This window comes from Mesorhizobium sp. CA15 (assembly GCF_020165215.1).
Lineage (GTDB): Bacteria > Pseudomonadota > Alphaproteobacteria > Rhizobiales > Rhizobiaceae > Mesorhizobium.
The window spans coordinates 433823-453028 of record NZ_JAIUHQ010000003.1 but is presented as its reverse complement, the minus strand read 5'-3'; the positions used below and the strand labels follow the sequence as shown (position 1 = coordinate 453028).

Annotated in this window: 16 protein-coding genes; 10 read left to right on the top strand and 6 right to left on the bottom strand. The window is 62.9% G+C overall.

Going from position 1 to position 19206, the window contains the following annotated elements; translation table 11 throughout:
* The first annotated feature begins 1 nt into the window (after position 1).
* The 6 genes from LB515_RS08785 (at position 2) to LB515_RS08760 (ending at position 7217) form a co-directional block, all read left to right on the top strand.
* Positions 2-448: an RbsD/FucU family protein gene (locus LB515_RS08785; protein WP_095766828.1), complete on the top strand. Its 447-nt coding sequence runs from the start codon at positions 2-4 to the stop codon at positions 446-448.
* Positions 445-1368, top strand: coding sequence for a carbohydrate kinase family protein (locus tag LB515_RS08780; RefSeq protein ID WP_095766827.1), 924 nt, complete (start codon positions 445-447; stop codon positions 1366-1368). The genes LB515_RS08785 and LB515_RS08780 overlap by 4 nt, the downstream gene beginning before the upstream one ends.
* A 255-nt stretch (positions 1369-1623) precedes the next feature.
* On the top strand, positions 1624-2766 hold the full coding sequence (locus LB515_RS08775) for a DegT/DnrJ/EryC1/StrS family aminotransferase (RefSeq protein WP_224707452.1): 1143 nt from the start codon (positions 1624-1626) through the stop codon (positions 2764-2766).
* A 466-nt stretch (positions 2767-3232) separates the two neighbouring features.
* Positions 3233-4327, top strand: a complete 1095-nt coding sequence (locus tag LB515_RS08770; protein ID WP_224707451.1) for a glycosyltransferase family 4 protein — start codon at positions 3233-3235, stop codon at positions 4325-4327.
* Positions 4328-4551: 224 nt separating this feature from the next.
* Positions 4552-6720, top strand: a complete 2169-nt coding sequence (locus tag LB515_RS08765; RefSeq protein ID WP_224707450.1) for an amylo-alpha-1,6-glucosidase — start codon at positions 4552-4554, stop codon at positions 6718-6720.
* A gap of 200 nt (positions 6721-6920) precedes the next feature.
* Entirely contained in the window at positions 6921-7217 is a 297-nt protein-coding gene (locus tag LB515_RS08760) for a DUF982 domain-containing protein (protein ID WP_140846230.1), read from the top strand.
* A gap of 117 nt (positions 7218-7334) precedes the next feature.
* Here LB515_RS08760 and cysQ read toward each other — a convergent pair whose 3' ends face one another.
* From cysQ to cysD, 3 genes are read right to left on the bottom strand one after another with little or no spacing between them, the layout of a single operon-like run.
* Positions 7335-8114: a 3'(2'),5'-bisphosphate nucleotidase CysQ gene (cysQ, locus tag LB515_RS08755; RefSeq protein ID WP_224707516.1), complete on the bottom strand. Its 780-nt coding sequence runs from the start codon at positions 8112-8114 to the stop codon at positions 7335-7337.
* A gap of 7 nt (positions 8115-8121) precedes the next feature.
* Positions 8122-10059, bottom strand: coding sequence for a sulfate adenylyltransferase subunit CysN (cysN, locus tag LB515_RS08750; RefSeq protein WP_224707449.1), 1938 nt, complete (start codon positions 10057-10059; stop codon positions 8122-8124).
* A 2-nt stretch (positions 10060-10061) separates the two neighbouring features.
* Positions 10062-10967: a sulfate adenylyltransferase subunit CysD gene (cysD, locus tag LB515_RS08745; protein ID WP_224707448.1), complete on the bottom strand. Its 906-nt coding sequence runs from the start codon at positions 10965-10967 to the stop codon at positions 10062-10064.
* 452 nt (positions 10968-11419) lie between these two features.
* Between cysD and LB515_RS08740 the strand changes: the two genes are divergently transcribed.
* Together LB515_RS08740 and LB515_RS08735 are read left to right on the top strand one after the other, a co-directional pair.
* Positions 11420-12712 (top strand): O-antigen ligase family protein, encoded by a 1293-nt coding sequence (locus LB515_RS08740; protein WP_224707447.1) that lies wholly within the window; start codon positions 11420-11422, stop codon positions 12710-12712.
* On the top strand, positions 12709-13653 hold the full coding sequence (locus LB515_RS08735; RefSeq protein WP_224707446.1) for an NAD-dependent epimerase/dehydratase family protein: 945 nt from the start codon (positions 12709-12711) through the stop codon (positions 13651-13653). The genes LB515_RS08740 and LB515_RS08735 overlap by 4 nt, the downstream gene beginning before the upstream one ends.
* Positions 13654-13666: 13 nt before the next feature.
* Here the strand turns inward: LB515_RS08735 and LB515_RS08730 are convergent, their stop codons facing one another.
* From LB515_RS08730 to LB515_RS08720, 3 genes are all read right to left on the bottom strand, one after another.
* Positions 13667-14203 (bottom strand): sugar transferase, encoded by a 537-nt coding sequence (locus LB515_RS08730; RefSeq protein ID WP_224707445.1) that lies wholly within the window; start codon positions 14201-14203, stop codon positions 13667-13669.
* Positions 14204-14206: 3 nt separating this feature from the next.
* Positions 14207-15118 (bottom strand): glycosyltransferase family 2 protein, encoded by a 912-nt coding sequence (locus tag LB515_RS08725; protein ID WP_318012617.1) that lies wholly within the window; start codon positions 15116-15118, stop codon positions 14207-14209.
* Between the two features lie 93 nt (positions 15119-15211).
* Positions 15212-17245, bottom strand: a complete 2034-nt coding sequence (locus tag LB515_RS08720; RefSeq protein WP_224707444.1) for a UDP-N-acetylglucosamine 4,6-dehydratase — start codon at positions 17243-17245, stop codon at positions 15212-15214.
* A gap of 314 nt (positions 17246-17559) precedes the next feature.
* Between LB515_RS08720 and LB515_RS08715 the strand changes: the two genes are divergently transcribed.
* Both LB515_RS08715 and LB515_RS08710 read left to right on the top strand, forming a co-directional pair.
* Entirely contained in the window at positions 17560-18429 is an 870-nt protein-coding gene (locus tag LB515_RS08715; RefSeq protein WP_224707443.1) for an ABC transporter permease, read from the top strand.
* Between the two features lie 7 nt (positions 18430-18436).
* On the top strand, positions 18437-19180 hold the full coding sequence (locus LB515_RS08710) for an ABC transporter ATP-binding protein (RefSeq protein ID WP_224707442.1): 744 nt from the start codon (positions 18437-18439) through the stop codon (positions 19178-19180).
* Positions 19181-19206 lie beyond the last annotated feature (26 nt).

The following is a 19206-nucleotide window of genomic DNA, read 5'->3' as shown; positions in this document are numbered from 1 at the left end:
CATGCTGATCGGCATCCCGTCGCTGCTCGGGCCCCAGTTCCTGGCGACGCTCAGGGCAATGGGCCATGGCGACGAGATCGCGATCGTCGACGGCAATTATCCGGCCGAGGAACAGGCGCGGCGGCTGATTCGCGCCGACGGCCACCACGTTATAGCCGTCCTCGACGCCGTGCTTAGTGTGCTGCCGGTGGACGAGGCTGTGCCGGAGGCATTGTTTCGTGCCTCGGTGAAGGGCGACCCGGCGCTGGCCGACGCCGTACATCATGAGATGGAATCGGTTTGCGCCAGGCGTGCGCCGGGCCACAAGGTGGTTGCTCTGGCCGGGCCTGACTTCTATGCACGCGTCAAGGCGGCGCACGCCATCGTTGCGACCAGCGAACCCAGGCTCTTTGCCAACATCATCATTCGCAAGGGCGTGATCCATCCGCCGGAGACCAAGACGACATGATCCTTTGCTGTGGCGAAGCCCTGATCGACATGCTGCCGCGCACCACGACGCAAGGCGAAGCGGCCTTCGCGCCCTATGTCGGCGGCGCGGTGTTCAACTCGGCGATCGCGCTCGGCCGGCTCGGCGCTCCGGCCGGCTTCTTCTCCGGCCTCTCCTCCGACCTGTTCGGCGGCCAGTTCCGCGAGGCGCTCGGCGCAAGCAAGGTGAGCTCCACCTATGCGCACACCTCGCCGCGTCCGACGACACTCGCCTTCGTGCGGCTCACCAACGGCCAGGCGACCTACACCTTTTATGACGAGAACACCGCCGGGCGCATGCTGACCATCGAGGACCTGCCGAAGCTCGGGCCCGAGATCGAGGCGATGCTGTTCGGCGCCATCAGCCTGATCTCCGAGCCGGCGGGATCGGCCTATGAGGAATTCATGCGGCGCGAGCACCGGAGTCGGGTGATGATGCTCGACCCCAACATCCGGCCGAATTTCATCCCCGACAAGGCGAAGCATCTGAGGCGTATCCGCGAGATGATGGCGATGGCCGACATCGTTAAACTGTCCGACGAGGATCTCAAATGGTTCGACGAGGCCGGCTCGCATGAGGATGTGGTGCGCAACTGGCTGGAGCGCGGGCCGAAGCTGATCGTCGTCACCCATGGCAGCGAAGGCGCCGTCGGCTACAGCAAGGCGCACAAGGTCACCGTCATGCCGCAGAAAGTGAAGGTCATCGACACGGTCGGCGCAGGCGACACCTTCAACGCCGGCATTCTGGCCTCCCTGCACGAGCAGGGCCTGCTCACCAAAGCGGCGATCGGCGACCTGCCGGAAGATGCGATCCGGCAGGCGCTGGAGCTCGGCGCCAAGGCGGCGGCGGTGACGGTTTCGCGGGCCGGCGCCAACCCGCCCTGGCGGCACGAAATCGCCTGATCCAGCGTGGGAGCGGACGCGAAACCGTCCTTCGCGGCTGATCACTTTATGTTTCCCACCGGTGGAACGACGCGATAAGAGGGGCCGGAAAACGCCTCTCGCGGCTCGGATTTCCGGCTTTTTCAGGCATTGCGCCGGCAAAATCGGCAACAGGCTGCGACACCTGAGCAATTTGCGCCGGCCGCCACCGGCTTTCTCAGCCGGTTCAAGTCTGTTACCAGCGGGCCGGTTTTTACAGGCAGTTTCGAGGGCGACATGCAGTTCATCGATCTTGGCGCGCAGCGCGAACGTATCCGCGACCGGCTGAAGGCCGCGATCGACCACGTCGTCGAGGACGGCCGTTATATCCTCGGGCCGCAGGTCACGGAATTCGAGAACAAGCTCGCCGCCTATATCGGCGTCAAGCATGTGGTCGCCTGCGCCAACGGCACCGACGCGCTGCTCCTGCCGCTGTTTGCCGCCGGCATCGGCCCGGGCGATGCCGTGTTCGTGCCGAGCTTCACCTTCGCAGCCACCGCCGAGGTGGTGGCGCTCGCCAAGGCCGAGCCGGTCTTCGTCGACGTCGACCGCGACACCTATAACATCGACATCGCCAGCCTCGAGGCGGCGATCGAGATGATCAAGAAGGAAGGTAGGCTGAAGCCGAAGGCGATCATCCCGGTCGATCTGTTCGGGCTCTCCGCGAATTACGAGGCGATCATGGCGATCGCCAAGCGCGAAAACCTGTTGGTGATCGAGGACGCTGCGCAGTCGATGGGCGGTTCCGCCGACGGCACCATGTGCGGCGCCTTCGGCCATGTCGGCTCGACCAGCTTTTATCCGGCGAAGCCGCTTGGCTGCTACGGCGATGGCGGCGCGATGTTCACCAACGATGCTGCGCTGGCCGACAAGCTGCGTTCCTTCGCCTTCCACGGCAAGGGCGAGACGCAATATGACAATGTCCGCGTCGGCATCAATTCGCGCCTCGACACGCTGCAGGCGGCGATCCTGATCGAAAAGCTCGCCATCCTCGAGGATGAGATGGTGGCCAGGCAGGTGGTCGCGGACCGCTATGCCAAGGGCCTTGGCGACATCGTCAAGGCCTCACGCAATCTCGGCCACGGCCGCTCGGCCTGGGCGCAGTACGCCATCGAGACGCCGAAGCGCGACGGGCTCAAGGCCCATCTCGGCGAAAAGGGCATCCCGTCGGTGATCTATTATGTGAAGCCGCTGCACGAGCAGGTCGCCTACAAGCACTATCCGCGGACACCGACCGGCCTTGCGGTCTCGGAGCAATTGCCGAAGCAGATCCTCTGCCTGCCGATGCATGCCTATTTGAGCGAAGCCGACCAGGACCGGATTATCGAGACGATCAGGAATTACATCGGCTCGAACTCGGCGCATGTAGCGGCGGCCTGATCTCCCTCAGTGTCGCTCAAGGCGACAGAGGGTCGCCATCGCATAGGACTCACAGCCGCGGTTTCTTCACGCTCAGATGGGGTACCGGTGCATATCTCGGGATGCGAATGTGGCGCTATCAGAATCGGGGATGCTCGCGGATCAAGCGGGCGGATGTTCCTCATTGATTAGCAAGGCCAAGCCTGAATGCGGCCGCACTGCATCAGCCGCAGCGTACATGCTCTGCGGTCTTTCTTTGTCAGCCTGACCGGCGCCTCGATCGCCGCCATGTTCGCCAACGGGCTTGCCCGTCCGGCAGTTTACATTCCGCCCTTTCACTTTTGCATACGATGCCACGGCGAAGTGATTGATGCCGGGAACAAATTAGCAGTCCGAAAGTTCGCGAGAACGGCGAACCGGGAGAAGGAGTAACCGCTGCCGTCCCCGGTTCGTTGAAGGCCGACTTTCGTTCCAGGATGCCCTGCACATGAAGATTGCCCAGATCGCACCCCTGACTGAGTCCGTGCCACCCAAGTTCTATGGCGGGACCGAGCGCATCGTTTCCTATTTAACGGAAGAGTTGGTTCGAAGGGGCCATGACGTGACTTTGTTCGCCAGCGGCGATTCACGTACTTCGGCCGAACTGGTGGCATGTTGCGACGTTGCGCTACGCCTGAATCAGAAAGCACAGAATCCCATTCCTTACCACGTCATGATGCTTGAAGAGGTTCGCAGACGGGCGAATGAATTCGACGTGCTGCATTTCCACGTCGACGTTCTCCATTTCCCGATAATTCGAGAGTTCGCGCAGCGAACCGTTACCACGCTTCATGGCCGACTCGACCTTCCGGACCTGGCGCAGCTTTACGCGATGTTCAACGACATTCCACTGGTCTCGATCTCGGATGACCAGCGCCGGCCCATGCCGCCGGTCAACTGGCTTGGAACGGTCTATCACGGCCTGCCGAACGATATCCTCCCATTCCGGCCGAAAGCCTCTGGATACCTCGCGTTCCTCGGTCGCATCTCACCCGAAAAAGGCCCGGAAGCCGCGATAGAAATCGCCGCGCGCGTCGGGATGCCGCTCAAGATCGCGGCCAAAATCGACGCAGTGGACCAATCATTCTGGAGCGGTAAGGTCGAACCCCAGGTGCTTCGACATTCGAATGTCGAGTTCATTGGCGAGATTGATGAGCGTGCGAAGGCGGAATTTTTGGGCAATGCGACGGCGCTGCTGTTCCCGATCGATTGGCCGGAGCCGTTCGGCCTCGTGACGATCGAGGCGATGGCCTGCGGTACCCCGGTGGTTGCGTTCAACCGCGGAGCCGTTCCGGAGGTCATCGATCATGGCGTGTCCGGACTGATAGTGGAAAGCATTGACGAAGCCGTCGAAGCTGTGCGGCGGATAGGCAGTCTCGATCGCGCACGTGTGCGGAAAACTTTTGAAAGGCGATTCACGGTCGGGCGCATGTGCACCGACTATTTGGGGATCTACCGCCTGCTGGCGCGCGACGAGCAATTTCCACTCGGCTCGCGAAACGGGTTCGCCGAAAACGCGGCTGAAATAGCCAGCACTTTTTAACAGCACCGCTTGAGACGAGTTGGCGGTTAGAATCGCCGGGTTCCCGCCGCATTCGATCGGACTCGAACAGCGGAAGCTTCGCCGAACATCCGCCAAGATTTCAATGACGCTCTCCGAGATCATGGGCATCGCAGCATTGATGCGAGATACTGTTGATAGGAGATGGTCGGGCGCAGGCATATGCGATGAGCGCCAGCATCGGCCGTCTGAACAGGAGGGTTGAGATGAGCATCGAAGTCGAAGAACGCAAGCTTAATCCAGCGGTCGCTCTCCCCGCACTCGATGAATCGGCCCCGCGCGAGCCGCATAGGCAATTTGCGCTGAAGCATGAGGACTGCTTCGTCGTCGCGGACAGCTATGGCGACATACGCGGCAGCGGCGACGGGCTTTTCCGCGATGATACGCGAGTGCTGTCGCGTTTCCGGCTGTTCATAGGCGGCCGCATGCCGTCGCTGCTCGGAGCGTCGCTGTCGCAGGACAACATCCTATTCACCGCCAATCTCACAAATTTGGCTACCATCGGGCCCGACGGCAGTGAAACGCTGCCTGGGGTCGTGCACATCGAGCGGACCAGATTCATCTGGCACGACCGCATGTACGAGCGAGTCACTTTCACGAATTACTCCGCGCGTGAGGTGTTGCTGCCGGTCCGGTTCGACTTCGATGCCGATTTCCGTGACATGTTCGAGGTGCGCGGCACTACGCGCAGCCGGCGCGGTCGCGCACATGACGCCTTGGTCGGCGAGTCAGGCGTGACATTTTGCTACGAGGGCCTCGATAATGTGGCGCGCCAATCCGTCATCGCGTTTTCGATGAGGCCCGACCAGATCCATCCCCATCATGCAGAGTTTCTCATTCTGGTGGGGAGGCACGACAGAAAGGCGCTGTATCTGGAAGTCGGTCAGAACGAAGAAATCCCGTCCAGTGATCGGTTCCGCGCCGCCGCGGCGCGAGCGCGATTTGCAATGCGCTCAAAGCGTCGACAGGGCGCCACTGTTTTCAGCTCTGGCCGCGTGTTCAATGACTGGCTCACGCGCACACGTGCCGACATCGCCCTGCTGACCACCGATCTGGAGACCGGGCCATATCCGTATGCCGGTATTCCCTGGTTTTCGACTGCCTTCGGCCGCGACGGCGTCATTTCCGCCTTGCAAATGCTGTGGCTCAACCCCGGGCTTGCCCGCGGCGTGCTGGCGTTCCTTGGCCGCTATCAATCGACGGAGACCTCTGTGTTCGACGATGCCGAGCCCGGCAAGATCATGCATGAAACGCGCAAAGGGGAAATGGCTATACTGCGCGAGCTGCCGTTCGGCCGCTATTATGGCGGCGTCGACACCACTCCGCTCTATGTCTACCTGGCTTGGTCCTACGCCGATCGCACGGGCGATGACGAGTTCGTCGATCGCATGTGGGATTCGCTGTGCGCAGCAATCGCGTGGATGGAGGAAGTCGGTGCCCGCAACAGCGACGGTTTCGTGACCTATAATAGGGCGGCGGACACGGGTCTCTTCAACCAGGGCTGGAAGGACAGCGCCGACGCTATCTTCCATGCCGACGGCAAAATACCTCGCGGTCCGATCGCACTGGTCGAGGTGCAAGGCTACGTCTTCGCAGCCTATCAAGGCATGGCCGCCTTGGCAGCCAAACGCGGAGACGCCGCAAAGGCGGCGCACTGGAGCGCCATGGCAGAAAAAATACGCAGCGCAGTGGAGGCCCGGTTCTGGATGCCGGACCGCAATTTCTACGCTTTGGCAATCGATGGAGAAGGCAGGCAATGCGCGGTGCGCGCCTCCAACGCGGGTCACCTGCTCTATGTAGGGCTGCCCTCGGCAGAACGGGCGAAATCAATTGCCGAGCAGTTGCTGTCGGGGCATCTGCACAGCGGTTGGGGCGTTCGCACCTTGGCCGACGATGAGATTCCGTTCAATCCGATGTCTTATCATAACGGCTCGATCTGGCCGCATGACACGGCGATCTGTGCCGCCGGGCTAGCCCGCTACCAGGAGCGCACCAGCGTCGTGAAGCTTATGAGCAGCATGTTCGAGGCGGCGGTCCGGTTCAATATGCGGCTTCCGGAGCTATTCTGCGGCTTTACGCGGGCGATCGGGGATGCGCCGATCGCCTATCCCGTCGCCTGTCTGCCGCAGGCATGGTCGGCCGGTTCCGCGTTCATGATGCTGCAGGCCTGCCTGGGGATCCGCATCGATGGTTGGAAGCGCGAGATCAATGTCGAACGCCCACGGTTGCCGATAGGCATCGACAACATCGTCATCCGGCACTTAACCGTGGGCGAGGCGAAGGTCGACCTCAATTTCCAGCGCGTCGGTGACCGGGTCGTCTGCTATCTCGGCGAGCGGCACGAGGGCCTAGTGCCGCTGGTCGTTCGCTCTTAGCAACCGGGACAGCAGGGCCTGCTATCGATGCTCACTGTAGCATCCAGGTGCTGCTGGTGATGTCTCGCAGGCTCCTCTTGAACTGAAAAGAGCTGCTTCCAATCTTTTCTCTTGTCCCCAGCCGGGCGTGCAGGTGTTCGAATATTAGCGGTGCATCTGCGGAAATGACCAACGGGGTCAGTTGTTGAAGGGAGGTCACTATGGAAAGTGATGCTTTCAAGCAGTCAGTTTTCGTAGGGGAGAATGGCTACATCCAAAAGATCGACTGCGTGATGGATGCCATTGAGTTTTTGGAAGAATGGCCTGTGGAGAGACGCGGCCTGCTTCACGCGGCGGCCTGCGAGGCGTGCTACTCGGCCTATGACGGTCGGAAACCAGTCGAGGCCGCGCACAAGGCCTTTACGACTTGGGCCCGCAAGGTTGGCGTCATCGAGGACGTGCCCACAGCACCGCCGTGGATGACTGGGCCAAAGATCAGCAACGCAGACCTCTTGTGAGGTTGCGAAAGGCCTCCTCGTCAGGGGCAGCTTGCGACGAATCGCGCCGGAGCGAAACGCAAACCTGGGCGTCGATCCCCTTCTGACCTGCCGGCCCTCCCCCCTCAAGCGGCGAGGCTACGCGCCCTTCCCTCGCGCAATGAAATGCGGGTTGGCGAAATCGCTGTCGCTGGCCTGGTTGCGCTTGCCGTAGACGAGCGGCTGGCCGTCCAGCGTGCGCGTCATGCCACCGGCGGCGCGCAGCACTGCGTCGCCGGCGGCCGTGTCCCATTCCATGGTGCGGCCGAAGCGCGGATAGACATCGGCTTCCGCCGCGGCGAGCAGGCAGAATTTCAATGACGAGCCGATCGAGACGATCTCCGCGGCGCCTAGATCGCGGATGAATTCCTCGGTTTCCGGCGTGTTGTGCGAGCGGCTTGCCACGACCGCGAGCGGCGTGCCCCCTGCCCGCACCGTGATCGGCCGGCGGCCGGCGATGCGATAGTCGGCATCGACCTCCAGCGCCTCGGCCTTGCCGGGTCGCCCGGAGAAAAAGCGTCCCGTGCACGGCGCGAAAACGACGCCGACTTCCGGAACGCCATGGCGGATCAGCGCGATGTTGACGGTGAAATCGGTGCGGCGGTTGACGAATTCCTTGGTGCCGTCGAGCGGATCGATCAGGAAGAAGGCGCCGTCGAGATCGGGCGTTGCAATTCCCGCTGCGACCTCCTCCTCGGCCACGCAGGGGATGTCCGGATAGGCGGCGCGCAGGCCGGCCAGGATGATCTTCTCGCTTTCGCGGTCGGCTTCCGTCACCGGCGAAGAATCGGCCTTGCTGTCGACGGCGCAGCCTTCATGAAAGACGCGCATCACCTCGCGCCCCGCTTCCAGCGCCAGGCGCTCGAAGACGCCGAGCATCGCCTCGTCAGATACCGCCGCCATTGTCATACTGCTCCTCGGCAATGTCGCGCTCGGTTAGCCAGCGTTCCAAGGCTTCCGCCATCTCCTGCGGGCTCCTGCCCAGAGTCTTCAGGTGTATTTCCGGGTTCTCCGGCGCCTCATAGGGGGAATCGACGCCGGTGAAATTCTTGATCTCGCCGCTCAAGGCGCGCGCGTAGAGACCCTTTGGATCGCGGCGGGCGCATTCCTCGAACGGGGTGTCGACGAACACCTCGACGAACTCGCCCTCGGCCATCAGCTCGCGCGCCATGCGCCGTTCGGCGCTGAAGGGCGAGATGAAGGAGACGATTACGATCAAGCCGGCATCGGCCATCAGCTTGGCCACCTCGGCGACGCGGCGGATGTTTTCCACGCGGTCGGCGTCGGTGAAGCCGAGATCGCGGTTGAGGCCGTGGCGGACATTGTCGCCGTCGAGGATGTAGGTGTGACGGCCGGACGCGAACAGCTTCTTCTCGAACAGATTGGCGATAGTCGACTTGCCTGAACCGGAAAGCCCGGTGAACCAGAACACGGCCGGCCGCTGGTTCTTCAGGTCGGAGCGGCCTCGCTTGCCGACATCGAGCGACTGCCAGTGGATGTTTTCGGCACGGCGCAGCGAATGCAGGATCATACCGGCGCCGACGGTGGCGTTGGTGATGCGGTCGATCAGGATGAAAGCGCCGGTGGTGCGATTTTCGACGAAGGGATCGAAAGCGATCGGCGCGCGCGTCGACAGGTTGCAGACGCCGACCTCGTTGATGTCGAGCGACTTCGCCGCCTCGTGCGCGAAATCGTTGACGTTGACCCGGTATTTCAGGTCGGTGACAGTCGCGCTCACCTGGTCGGTTTCGGTGCGCAGGATGTAGGAGCGGCCGGGCAGCAGCGCCTGCTCGTCGAACCAGACGATGTTGGCGGCGAACTGGTCGGCGACCTGCGGACGCGCGGCCGGCGACACCAGCAAGTTGCCGCGCGATACCTCCACTTCGTCCTCGAGGACGAGCGTGATCGCCTGGCCAGCGACCGCCTGCTCAAGGTCGCCGCCTTGCGCGACGATGCGCTTGACCCGGGACGCCTTGCCGGATTTCGCGACGACGACCTCGTCTCCTTCAGAGACGGTGCCCGAGGCGATGGTGCCGGCAAAGCCGCGGAAATCGAGGTTCGGACGGTTCACATACTGGACGGGGAAGCGAAACGGCAGCTCGACGGCGGCCTCGTCGACAGACACGGTTTCCAGATGCTCGATCAGCGACGGCCCGGAATACCAGGGCGTGCGCTCCGAGCGGCTGGTGACGTTGTCGCCAAAGCGCGCCGACATCGGGATCGGCGCGACGCTCATGAAGCCCAGTTCCTTGGCGAATTCGCCGTAGTCGGCGACGATCCGGTCGAACACGGTCTTGTCGAAGCCGACGAGGTCGATCTTGTTGACCGCAAGCACGATATGCCGGATGCCGAGCAGCGAGGCGATGATGGAGTGACGCCGGGTCTGGCGAAGCACGCCCTGGCGCGCGTCGATCAGCACGATCGCGAGATCGGCTGTCGAGGCGCCCGTCGCCATGTTGCGCGTGTACTGCTCGTGGCCGGGCGTGTCGGCGACGATGAACTTGCGCTTCGGCGTGGCGAAGAAGCGGTAAGCGACGTCGATGGTGATGCCTTGCTCGCGCTCAGCCTCCAGCCCGTCGACCAGCAGCGCGAAGTCGATGTCGTCGCCGGTGGTGCCGTGCTTGCGCGAATCCTTTTCGAGCGCGGCGAGCTGGTCCTCGAATATCTGCTTGGTGTCGGAGAGCAGCCGGCCGATCAGCGTCGACTTGCCGTCGTCGACCGAGCCGCAGGTGAGGAAGCGCAGCAGCGACTTCTTCTCCTGCGCGGCCATGTAGTCGCGGATCGAATCGGTGGGGGCGAGGCTCTTGGCCATCATGTGGCGCATTATCAGAAATACCCTTCGCGCTTCTTCTTTTCCATGGAGCCGGCCTCGTCGCGGTCGATAAGGCGGCCCTGGCGCTCGGAGGTGCGTGCGGTCAGCATCTCGCCGACGATGGCTTCCAGCGTGTCGGCATCCGACTCGATCGCGCCGGTCAGCGGATAGCAGCCCAGCGTGCGGAAGCGCACCAGGCGGTTCTCGACCGCCTCGCCGGGATGCAGTTGCATGCGGTCGTCATCCTTCATGATGAGCATGCCGTCGCGCTCGACCACCGGCCGCTCTTTGGCGAAATAGAGCGGCACGATCGGGATGTTCTCCTGCAGGATGTACTGCCAGATATCGAGCTCAGTCCAGTTGGACAGCGGAAAGACGCGGATCGATTCGCCCGGCGCGATGCGGGTGTTGAAGATCTTCCACATTTCCGGCCGCTGGTTCTTCGGGTCCCACGCATGCTGGGCGTTGCGGAAGGAAAAGATGCGCTCCTTGGCGCGCGACTTCTCCTCGTCGCGACGGGCGCCGCCGAACGCCGCGTCGAAGCCATATTTGTCGAGCGCCTGGCGCAGCGCCACCGTCTTCATGACATGGGTGTGGGTGTTGGAACCATGGTCGAAGGGATTGATGCCGTCGCGCACACCATCCTCGTTGACGTGGACCAAAAGGTCGAAGCCTAGCTTCTGCGCCATCTGATCGCGAAAGGCGATCATCTCGCGGAATTTCCAGGTGGTGTCGACATGCAGGAACGGGAAAGGCGGCTTGGCCGGATAAAAGGCCTTCATCGCCAGATGCATCAGCACCGAGGAATCCTTGCCGACCGAATAGAGCATCACCGGCTTGGAGAAAGACGCCGCGACCTCGCGGAAGATGTGGATGGATTCGGCCTCGAGCCGCTGCAGATGCGTGAGCGCGATATTCATGGAGCGTCGAGCGTTCTCTCGTGCCGTCGGGCGGAATCTTGCACCGCAGGGGCAATCCCGTGCCGCCCGGGTGCAAACTTCACTTCGGACAAACTGTTTCGTGCGGGCGTTCTAACAGATCGGTGCCGCCGATAACAATGCAAGACCCGCACGGCGCGCGGTGATTGGAGAACGAATTTTCCAAACACGCCCGGCAAAGCGGAAAATCCTGCCGGAGCCATAGAAAACGCTGAGCGGGAAAAGCCGTGGCGCCCAGACAATTCCTGAGTTCCCCGATCCTCGCCAGACCAGGGGATTTCTGTCGCAACATTGTCGACCGCACTATCGCGGATCGGCGCCAGCCGCTATATGGGCTCGGGGTACGGGCAAGGCGCGGCAAACGGAGACCAGCGAGGCGGCCTTTGGCTGGCTCGATGGATCCGGGCGCAACCTGGAATTGCGAAGCGAAGCATTTGAACCCGTCTACAACGCTCCGGCGCCACCTCACGCCCGCACAGATCAACATCTATTTCTCGATCGTCTGCTTTTTTTCGCCGCCGGTGCTTGGATCGCTGGTCAGCATCGCCTTCAATGCCGGTGGCGTGTGGTCGGCGATGCTGGTGGCCGCGAAGCGGCGACGCTTCAATATCGACCGGCCGATGCTCGCCGTCACGGCGGCGATCTATGCCTATTGCGCGGCGATGGTTCTCGCTTCGATCGTCAACGGCACGCTGGCTGCTGATTTGCGGTTCTTCCTGCCGTTGATCACCTTCCTGCTTTTCCCCCTCTCCTATTCGACGTGGAGCATCACCGAGAAGACCGCGCTGGCACGCATCGCCATTCTGGCCAGCACCGCGGCCTGCTTCGGCGCGCTGGCGATGGCCGTGTTCCAGTCCCACCGGCTCGGTGTGAGGGCGGAGGGCGGCGCCGGCAATCCGATCGTCTTCGCTACCGTCACGTGCCTTGCCGCCATGACATGCCTTGCTGGCGCGCTGTCAGGCATCGAGAAACGCTGGAAGCTGCTGGTCCTGGCAGCGATAGCCGGAGCCCTGGCGATCGTCTATTCGGGATCGCGCATGATCTGGATGGCCGTGCCGATTGCTGGCATCGTCGTGCTCCTCATCAACCGCCGCCGGTTCACCGGCGCCAGCGTGGCGCGCTTCGTGGCGATCGGCGTCGTGGTCGCCCTTGTGATTGCCGCCATCGGCTCTCGCGTCATCCTGGACCGGGCCGATTTCCTGGTCAGCGACTGGGATGCGCTGAATGTCAATGGCGACCATTCGACCGCGCTCGGCTTGCGCGTAGCGATGTGGGAAATCGGTTTTGCCGCGTTTCGCGAGATGCCGATTTTCGGCCACGGCATCTCGGCGAGCCGGGCGCTGATGAAGCACGGCTTGCAGGACCAGTTCGGCCTACAGCAGGGTTTCAGCCATTTCCACAACGGCTTCCTGACGGCGCTGGTCGAGGCCGGCCTGCTGGGGGCATTGGCCCTGGCGTCGATCTTCGTCGTTGCCGCACGGAACGCGGCACGGACGCTGCGCCGCAGCGCCGATCCGGTGGAGAGGTTCGGCGCGACGATGATCCTTGTCGCCGTCATCACCTATCTCACCGGCGGAATGGCCGGAATCCTGGTCGGCCACGATATCCTCGACGCGACGCTAATGGTGTTCCTGATCTCGGGAACCTACCTCGCTTCCGGACGGACGATAGAACCGACCGGAAAAAGCGCGCCCACCATGGCGCCGAGCGCCAGCCCGCAACCATGAAGGTCCTGGTCACCGGCGCGACGGGCTTCATTGGACGCCGGATCGTCAGCCGGTTGAGCGAGGCCGGATTCGACATACGGATCGCATCGCGCCTGCCGCAGCGGCTGGCAGGCGAGGGCGATGCCGTCGCGCTGCCCGCTACCGATGCACCGCAGGAGGCCTTTCTGACCCTGATGCGTGACGTGACACATGTCGTCCACTGCGCGGCGCTCAATAATGACCGCAGCGCCGGCGCGGCCGACTTGCGAGCCGTCAACGCGACGCTGACCGGACGGCTCGCCCAGGCCGCCGCCACGCGTCTCGACGGGCGCTTCGTCTATCTCTCCTCGATTCGCGCCGTGGTGGGCGCAGGGTTCAGCGGCACGATCGACGAGGCCACGCCCCCTGCCCCGCAATGCGCCTACGGGCGCTCCAAGCGCGAAGGCGAGATCGCAATGCTGGAGGCTTTTGCAACGGCCGGACGCGCCGGCGCGACGGCGCTGCGGTTGGCGCCGGTCTATGGCGAAGGCATGAAGGGAAATCTGCGCGGGCTGATGCGGTTGGCCGCCACCGGCCTGCCGCTGCCGACAGCCGCTCTGACTGCGGTTCGTTCGCTCCTCTCGCATGACGCCGTGGCCGGCGCCGTGACGCATCTTTTGAGCCGTCCCACGGCGCCGCTCCCAATTTATGTGCTGGGCGATGCTTCGCCGGTTGCGGTGTCCGAAATCGTCACCGCGTTCCGGCGCGGATATGGCCGGCCGGCCCGGCTCCTTCCCGTGCCGGCCTGGCCGTTCCGAATGCTGGCCACGCTCAGCGGCAGACGGGCCGCGTGGCAAGCTCTGGTGGCGACGCAGGTCTGCGATTCGTCGTTGCTTGCGTCGGAAGGCTGGGAACGGGAGGCCGACACACTCGGCCGGCTTGAAGAACTGGCGCGACAGAGGAGCCGTTCGCCGCTTCCGTGAGCGGTGAACCGCCCTATGTGCGGAAGAACGTGCCCAGCAATATCTTGAGGTCTAGGCCGGTCGAGGCGGCCTTGACGTAGGCCGCGTCGGTTTCAGCGCAAAGTCTTGGATCGGACATGTCGATGCCCTTGACCTGCGCCAGCCCTGTGATGCCTGGAAGTGCTGCCAGCACGCCCAGTTCCTTGCGCCGTTCGATCAGTTCCGCCTGCGTCGGCAGGCATGGACGAGGGCCGACAAGGCTCATCTCACCCTTCAGCACGTTCCAGAGCTGCGGCAGTTCGTCGATCTTGGTTGCGCGCAGAACCTTGCCGACCGCGGTGACCGAACGGGCCGGCGCCTCGTGGGTGGGCAAGGAAGGGGTTTCCCGATACATGGTGCGCAGCTTGTGGCAGGCGAAGAGGGCTCCTCCCCGGCCGACGCGGATCTGCGAGAAGATGGCGGGGCCGGTCGACGTCGCCCGGATCGCCAGCATCGCGACAAGCAGGACCGGCGACGCCAGCGCCAGCATCGGAACGGCGACCGCCAGGTCGAGCGCGCGCTTTGCCGTCATGGCTCAGATCCGGCGCCAGAGGAAAGCGACATAGAGCCCGACCGTGCCCATGAATGTCTGCCGGTAGACACCGCTTTTGCCGAGCAGGCCGAAGCGCTTGAAGATATTGCCCTTGCGTGCCCTGATGAACAGGCGAAGGCAAAGCGCTGCATCGCGCGCGATGAGGTCGCGGTTGACGGCTAGGCCGCGCAGATTGGTGTCCGTCCAGGTGGCGAACTGGCCCTTGAACAGACGGCCCAGCCTTGAAAACCTCGCTTTCCATGAAACGTTGGCGCCGACGAGGTTTGCCGCGTGCTGGCGGTATCTGACCAGCGGCCGCGGCTCGTAGCGGACTTTGCCGCCGGCGGCGGTGACGATGAGATAGGCCCACCAGTCATGGCTGACGAATTCGGTTCTGGCCGACGCTTTCGCCAGAAGGTCGCGCGCCTTGCGGTTGAAGAGCATGGTGTTGCCGCCGGCGATGCTTTGCACCAGCGCGTTGCGGAAGGACGGCGGGCGGCGAAAGAGCGGCGAGTAGCCGGCCGGAGCGCCGGCCTCAGAGATAGTCGCCGTGCGCGAGCAGAACAGGAGCGGCGTTTCCATGTCCTCTCCCTCCATCCAGCGGATGGCGGCCTCCAGCCGATCCGGCTCCCAGACATCGTCCTGGTCGCAAAAGGCGTAGCAGTCGGCATCGATGCGCGGATCGAGGATCATGGAGCGGAAATTGGCGGCGAAGCCCCTTCGCGGGCCCTGCAAAAGTGTCAGCGACCCCTTGGTCCAGCGCGGTCGCCACGCCTCGACGATCGCGGCCGTGGCATCCGACGAGCCGTCGTCGGAAACCCAGAGATCGACGAGCGGCCAGGATTGCGTAGCCAAGGATTCCAATTGTTCGCCGATATAGGCCGCGCCATCCTTCGTGCCCATGAGAACGGCCACGCGCTGATCTTTTCTGGTCACGGCTTTGGAATCACTTGCCCGCGAGGTGCTTGAAAGGTTTTCAATATCTAATTGCGGGCCCGCGGCAAAGTTTTAACCGACCTGCCCGGCCGCTTTCGACACCGCCTCTTCGCGCACGCCGCCCATGTCTTCTTCCGCCCGATAGAGCCCGGCCAGGATGGCAAGTGCCGCGGTCTTGTCGCGAGCTTGCATCGCGGCCGCCAGCGCCGGCAGGGCCGCCTCGATCCTCGGCCATTCGACGACGCCGGTCCTGAGGCCGAAGATCTTGGCGGTGTCGAGCTTGACCACCTCCTCGTTCTCGGCGTGCAGCGTCTCGTGCAGCTTCTCGCCGGGCCTGATGCCGGTGAAGCGGATCGGAATATCGGTATAGGGACTTTTGCCCGCCATGCGGATCATGGTTTCGGCGACTTCGAGGATCGGCACCGGCTCGCCCATGTCGAGCATGTAGATGGCGTAGTCGTCCTTGCCCTGGCGCTGCTCGGCATCGGCGGCCGACATAATGACGAGGTCGACGGCCTCGGCCATGGTCATGAAATAGCGGGTCATGCGCCGGTCGGTGATGGTGACCGGCCCGCCGGCCTCGATCTGCGCCTGGAAGACGGTCGCCACCGAGCCGTTGGAGCCGAAGACGTTGCCGAAGCGCACGGCGATGAATTTCGTGCCCGAATGACGCAGATCGGCGGGGCCGGCATGGCCGTTCGCCGCGCCGGCACGCGGCGGCAGCGAGGCCGCCTGGGCCTCATGCAGCGAGGACACGATCTGTTCGGCCGCACGCTTGGTGACGCCCAGCACCGAGGTCGGGTCGACGGCCTTGTCGCTGGAAATCAACAGGAACTGCGGCACGCCGCATTCGGCGGCGATCTCGGCGCAGGCGAGCGTGCCGAAGACATTGGTCTCGATCGCCGCTTCCCAGTTCTCCTCGAGCAGCGGCACATGCTTCAGCGCCGCGGCATGAAAGATGATGGCGGGTTTGAACTCGCTGACGAGGCGCGTCATGTGAGGCCGGTCGGCGACGTCGACGATGCGGCTGGTCAGCCGGTCGCGGTCGGCGTCGTCGGTCTGCTGATCGAGCTGGAAAATGCCGAATTCGGAATTGTCGGCCACCAGCACCGCCTCGGCGCCCAACTCCAGCGCGCGCTTGACGAGCACGCGGCCGATGGAGCCGGCGCCGCCGGTGACCATCACGCGCTTGCCGCCGACGAAGGCGCCGATGCGCGTGGTATCGGTGGCAACCGCCGAACGGCGCATGATGGTTTCCATCTCGACGGCATCGAGAACCAGCTTGCCGCCCTGCCCCAGCTCCGACAGGCCGGCAAACTGGACGACGGCGATGCCGCTATGGCGGGCGACGCGCACCAGCTCGGCATAGTCTTCGATCTCGCGCTCGACCCCCTGGCCGAAAATCAGGAGGTCGAGGCTTTGCGTGCCTTTGACATAGTCTTCCAGCACCTCGACCAGGCGCGGTCGCAGCGCCACGACCGGAACGCCCTGGATCCGCGTGCCGAGCGGCGCGGCGCTCTCGGTGGCCATGATGCCCGCGATGGCGTATTCGGCGGGCTGAGCCGTGCGGGTGAAGCGCACGATCAGATCCGCCTCGCCCAGCCGGCCGATGAACAGCGCCTGCTTGGTCGAGGCGTCGCCGGCGGCGCGGCGCAGGATGCGCCAGCTCGCGCCGTCGCGCAGGAAGCGATAATAGAGCCTGGGCGCCGAGATGATGGTGAAGGAGACCAGGAAGAAGACGATGAACTGCCGCTCGTTGAGGCCGGCGACCGGCTGGAAGAAGAAGCGGAAGGCCAGCGAGGCCAGATAGAGCACCACCGTCAGGCTGCCGCAGCCCTTGAGGATGTTGAAGAAGTCGGGCGTGGAGGCAAAGCGCCAGACGGTGTTGTAGAGGCCGCTGGATCGGAACAGCAGATGGGCGATGAGCACGATGAGCGCCCAGCAGGCCAGCCCGCCGACGGAGAACGCATCGAAGGAAAGCCGCGACTGCGACAGGATGAGACTAAGCGCCACTGCGACCAGGACCATGACGAGATCCTGGACCATGATGATGGCGCGCCGCATCCTCGGTCGGAGTTCCGATACGGCTTCTACGTAGGCGGTCATTGAGCAGTACTGACTCCAGGCGCGGGGATACTATCAGAACGGCCGCGGACAAAACATCGTCCATCGCCACTTCAGATTGCAATCCCCAACCCCGTCACCCGGTTACCGCTTAGCGCGGAGAGGGCGGGAGGGCTAGAGGTTTTTTGGGCAATATTCGATTGTGCGAATGATTTGACTTGAAGCCGGAATAACTCAGGCTGGATTGCCAGTCGTTCAGAGAAACTGTCAGGCGCCTAACAGGGGGAGCTAATAAGTGTCACGATGTGACGATCCGGCTTCACTAAGCCACAGCACGCTGCCATAAGCTTGTCGCAATGGCCATGAAAGAGGTGCACGGCGGACGTGAGGGGCGAGGGACAAATCACCAGAACAATAGCGGTGGCACCACAACGATGATTTCGGCACTGAACGGCGCCTTCGACGACATATTCAGGGCCATGAAGCTGCGAAGGGTATGGATCGCCCTGGCCCATGAAGATATCGGAGATCAGCATCGGCGCACCACGCTCGGGCCGCTCTGGTTGCTGGTGAACTATCTTGCCTTCGTCGGCACTTTCGTCTTCGTGTTCCAGCCTGCGGGCAAGGATGCCGCCGGCTATTCCGCTTACGTGGCGATTGGCTTGATGGTGTGGTTCTTCCTGATGGAGGTTATCTCGCTGAGCGTGTCGCTCTTCAAGCGCGAGGAGAGCTTCATCGAAGGCACGACGCTTCCACTGTTTGTCTATGTGATGCGATTGACCTTGCAATCTGCGATCAGAGCCGGATACGCGATTGCAGGTTGCATTGTCATTCTATTGCTGAGTGGCTCGGGGCCAACGATGGCGTGGCTGTGGTCGCTTATGGGGCTTCTCCTGATCTTGTTGGCCACACCGGCTCTCATCACAGTCTTTGCGTTTACCGGCGCATTCTTCCCGGACAGCGAATTCATCGTCGGCAATCTGATGCGCGTTGGCATGTTCTTCACACCCGTGTTCTGGGTTTATAATGGGCAAGACGCCATCCAAAGGTATGCGTATCAATGGAATCCGTTCGCCTACTTCCTGGACGTTGCACGCACCCCAATCCTGAGCGGTCAGTTTCCGAGTAATGCCTTCGCCGTTACAGGCATGGTAGCCTTGTTTATGTGGGCGATCGCGCTGCTGTTGCTTGGCAGATATCGCCGCCAGGTCGTCTTTTTGATTTGAGTTTGTGATGGTTTCCATAAAACTGGACAACGTCAGCCTGGTCTACAAGCTGCACGAAAAATTGACGCTTTCGGCGCGGGATCGGCGTTTGGGCCCGACAGGCGGAAGAATTGAAGGTTCTGGCCGAAAGCAGTTCGTTCAGGCGCTCGACGGCGTCGGTTTCGAACTGAAGGCCGGCGATCGGCTTGGCCTTGTAGGTCCGAACGGAGCTGGGAAGACCACACTGCTGAAGGTCCTCTACGGCATCTACGAGCCTTCCGGAGGGAGCATCGCGATCGAAGGTAAGGTCGATGCTCTTTTCAACATCAACATCGGATTTCGCCGCGAAGCGACGGGCCGCCGGAACATCGTATTGCGAGGCTTGATCAACGGATGGTCGGAAGCCGAGATCGAAGAAAAGATGGAAGACATCATTGCCTTCAGCGAGCTCGGCGATTTCATCGACCTTCCATTCAAGGCCTACAGCCAGGGTATGGCGGCGCGGCTCGCTTTTTCGGTGGCGACAGCGCTTGAACCGGAAATCCTGCTGATGGACGAATGGATCGGGGCAGGTGATGCTTCTTTTCAGGAAAAAGCCAAGAGGCGCATGGACGAACTGGCCGAAAAGGCAGGCATCATCGTTCTGGCGAGCCACAGCGAAGGTCTTATTCAAAGCGTGTGTACGAAACGGCTGACGCTCAAAGGCGGTCGAGTGGAGTCGCTGACGGCGGTCCCGATCAGGTCTGCCGAAGCGGCATTGGCCAGCCCCTAGGCCCAGAGCGTTCCCCAAAATGACGC

Coding starts and splice junctions, on each gene's coding strand:
- LB515_RS08780 (WP_095766827.1), top strand. CDS start 445: ATGATCCTTTGCTGTGGCGAAGCCCTGATCGACATGCTGCCGCGCACC.
- LB515_RS08730 (WP_224707445.1), bottom strand. CDS start 14,203: ATGACGGCAAAGCGCGCGCTCGACCTGGCGGTCGCCGTTCCGATGCTG.
- LB515_RS08765 (WP_224707450.1), top strand. CDS start 4,552: ATGAGCATCGAAGTCGAAGAACGCAAGCTTAATCCAGCGGTCGCTCTC.
- LB515_RS08735 (WP_224707446.1), top strand. CDS start 12,709: ATGAAGGTCCTGGTCACCGGCGCGACGGGCTTCATTGGACGCCGGATC.
- LB515_RS08710 (WP_224707442.1), top strand. CDS start 18,437: ATGGTTTCCATAAAACTGGACAACGTCAGCCTGGTCTACAAGCTGCAC.
- cysD (WP_224707448.1), bottom strand. CDS start 10,967: ATGAATATCGCGCTCACGCATCTGCAGCGGCTCGAGGCCGAATCCATC.
- LB515_RS08720 (WP_224707444.1), bottom strand. CDS start 17,245: ATGACCGCCTACGTAGAAGCCGTATCGGAACTCCGACCGAGGATGCGG.
- LB515_RS08760 (WP_140846230.1), top strand. CDS start 6,921: ATGGAAAGTGATGCTTTCAAGCAGTCAGTTTTCGTAGGGGAGAATGGC.
- LB515_RS08775 (WP_224707452.1), top strand. CDS start 1,624: ATGCAGTTCATCGATCTTGGCGCGCAGCGCGAACGTATCCGCGACCGG.
- LB515_RS08785 (WP_095766828.1), top strand. CDS start 2: ATGCTGATCGGCATCCCGTCGCTGCTCGGGCCCCAGTTCCTGGCGACG.
- cysN (WP_224707449.1), bottom strand. CDS start 10,059: ATGCGCCACATGATGGCCAAGAGCCTCGCCCCCACCGATTCGATCCGC.
- LB515_RS08715 (WP_224707443.1), top strand. CDS start 17,560: ATGGCCATGAAAGAGGTGCACGGCGGACGTGAGGGGCGAGGGACAAAT.
- cysQ (WP_224707516.1), bottom strand. CDS start 8,114: ATGCTCGGCGTCTTCGAGCGCCTGGCGCTGGAAGCGGGGCGCGAGGTG.
- LB515_RS08770 (WP_224707451.1), top strand. CDS start 3,233: ATGAAGATTGCCCAGATCGCACCCCTGACTGAGTCCGTGCCACCCAAG.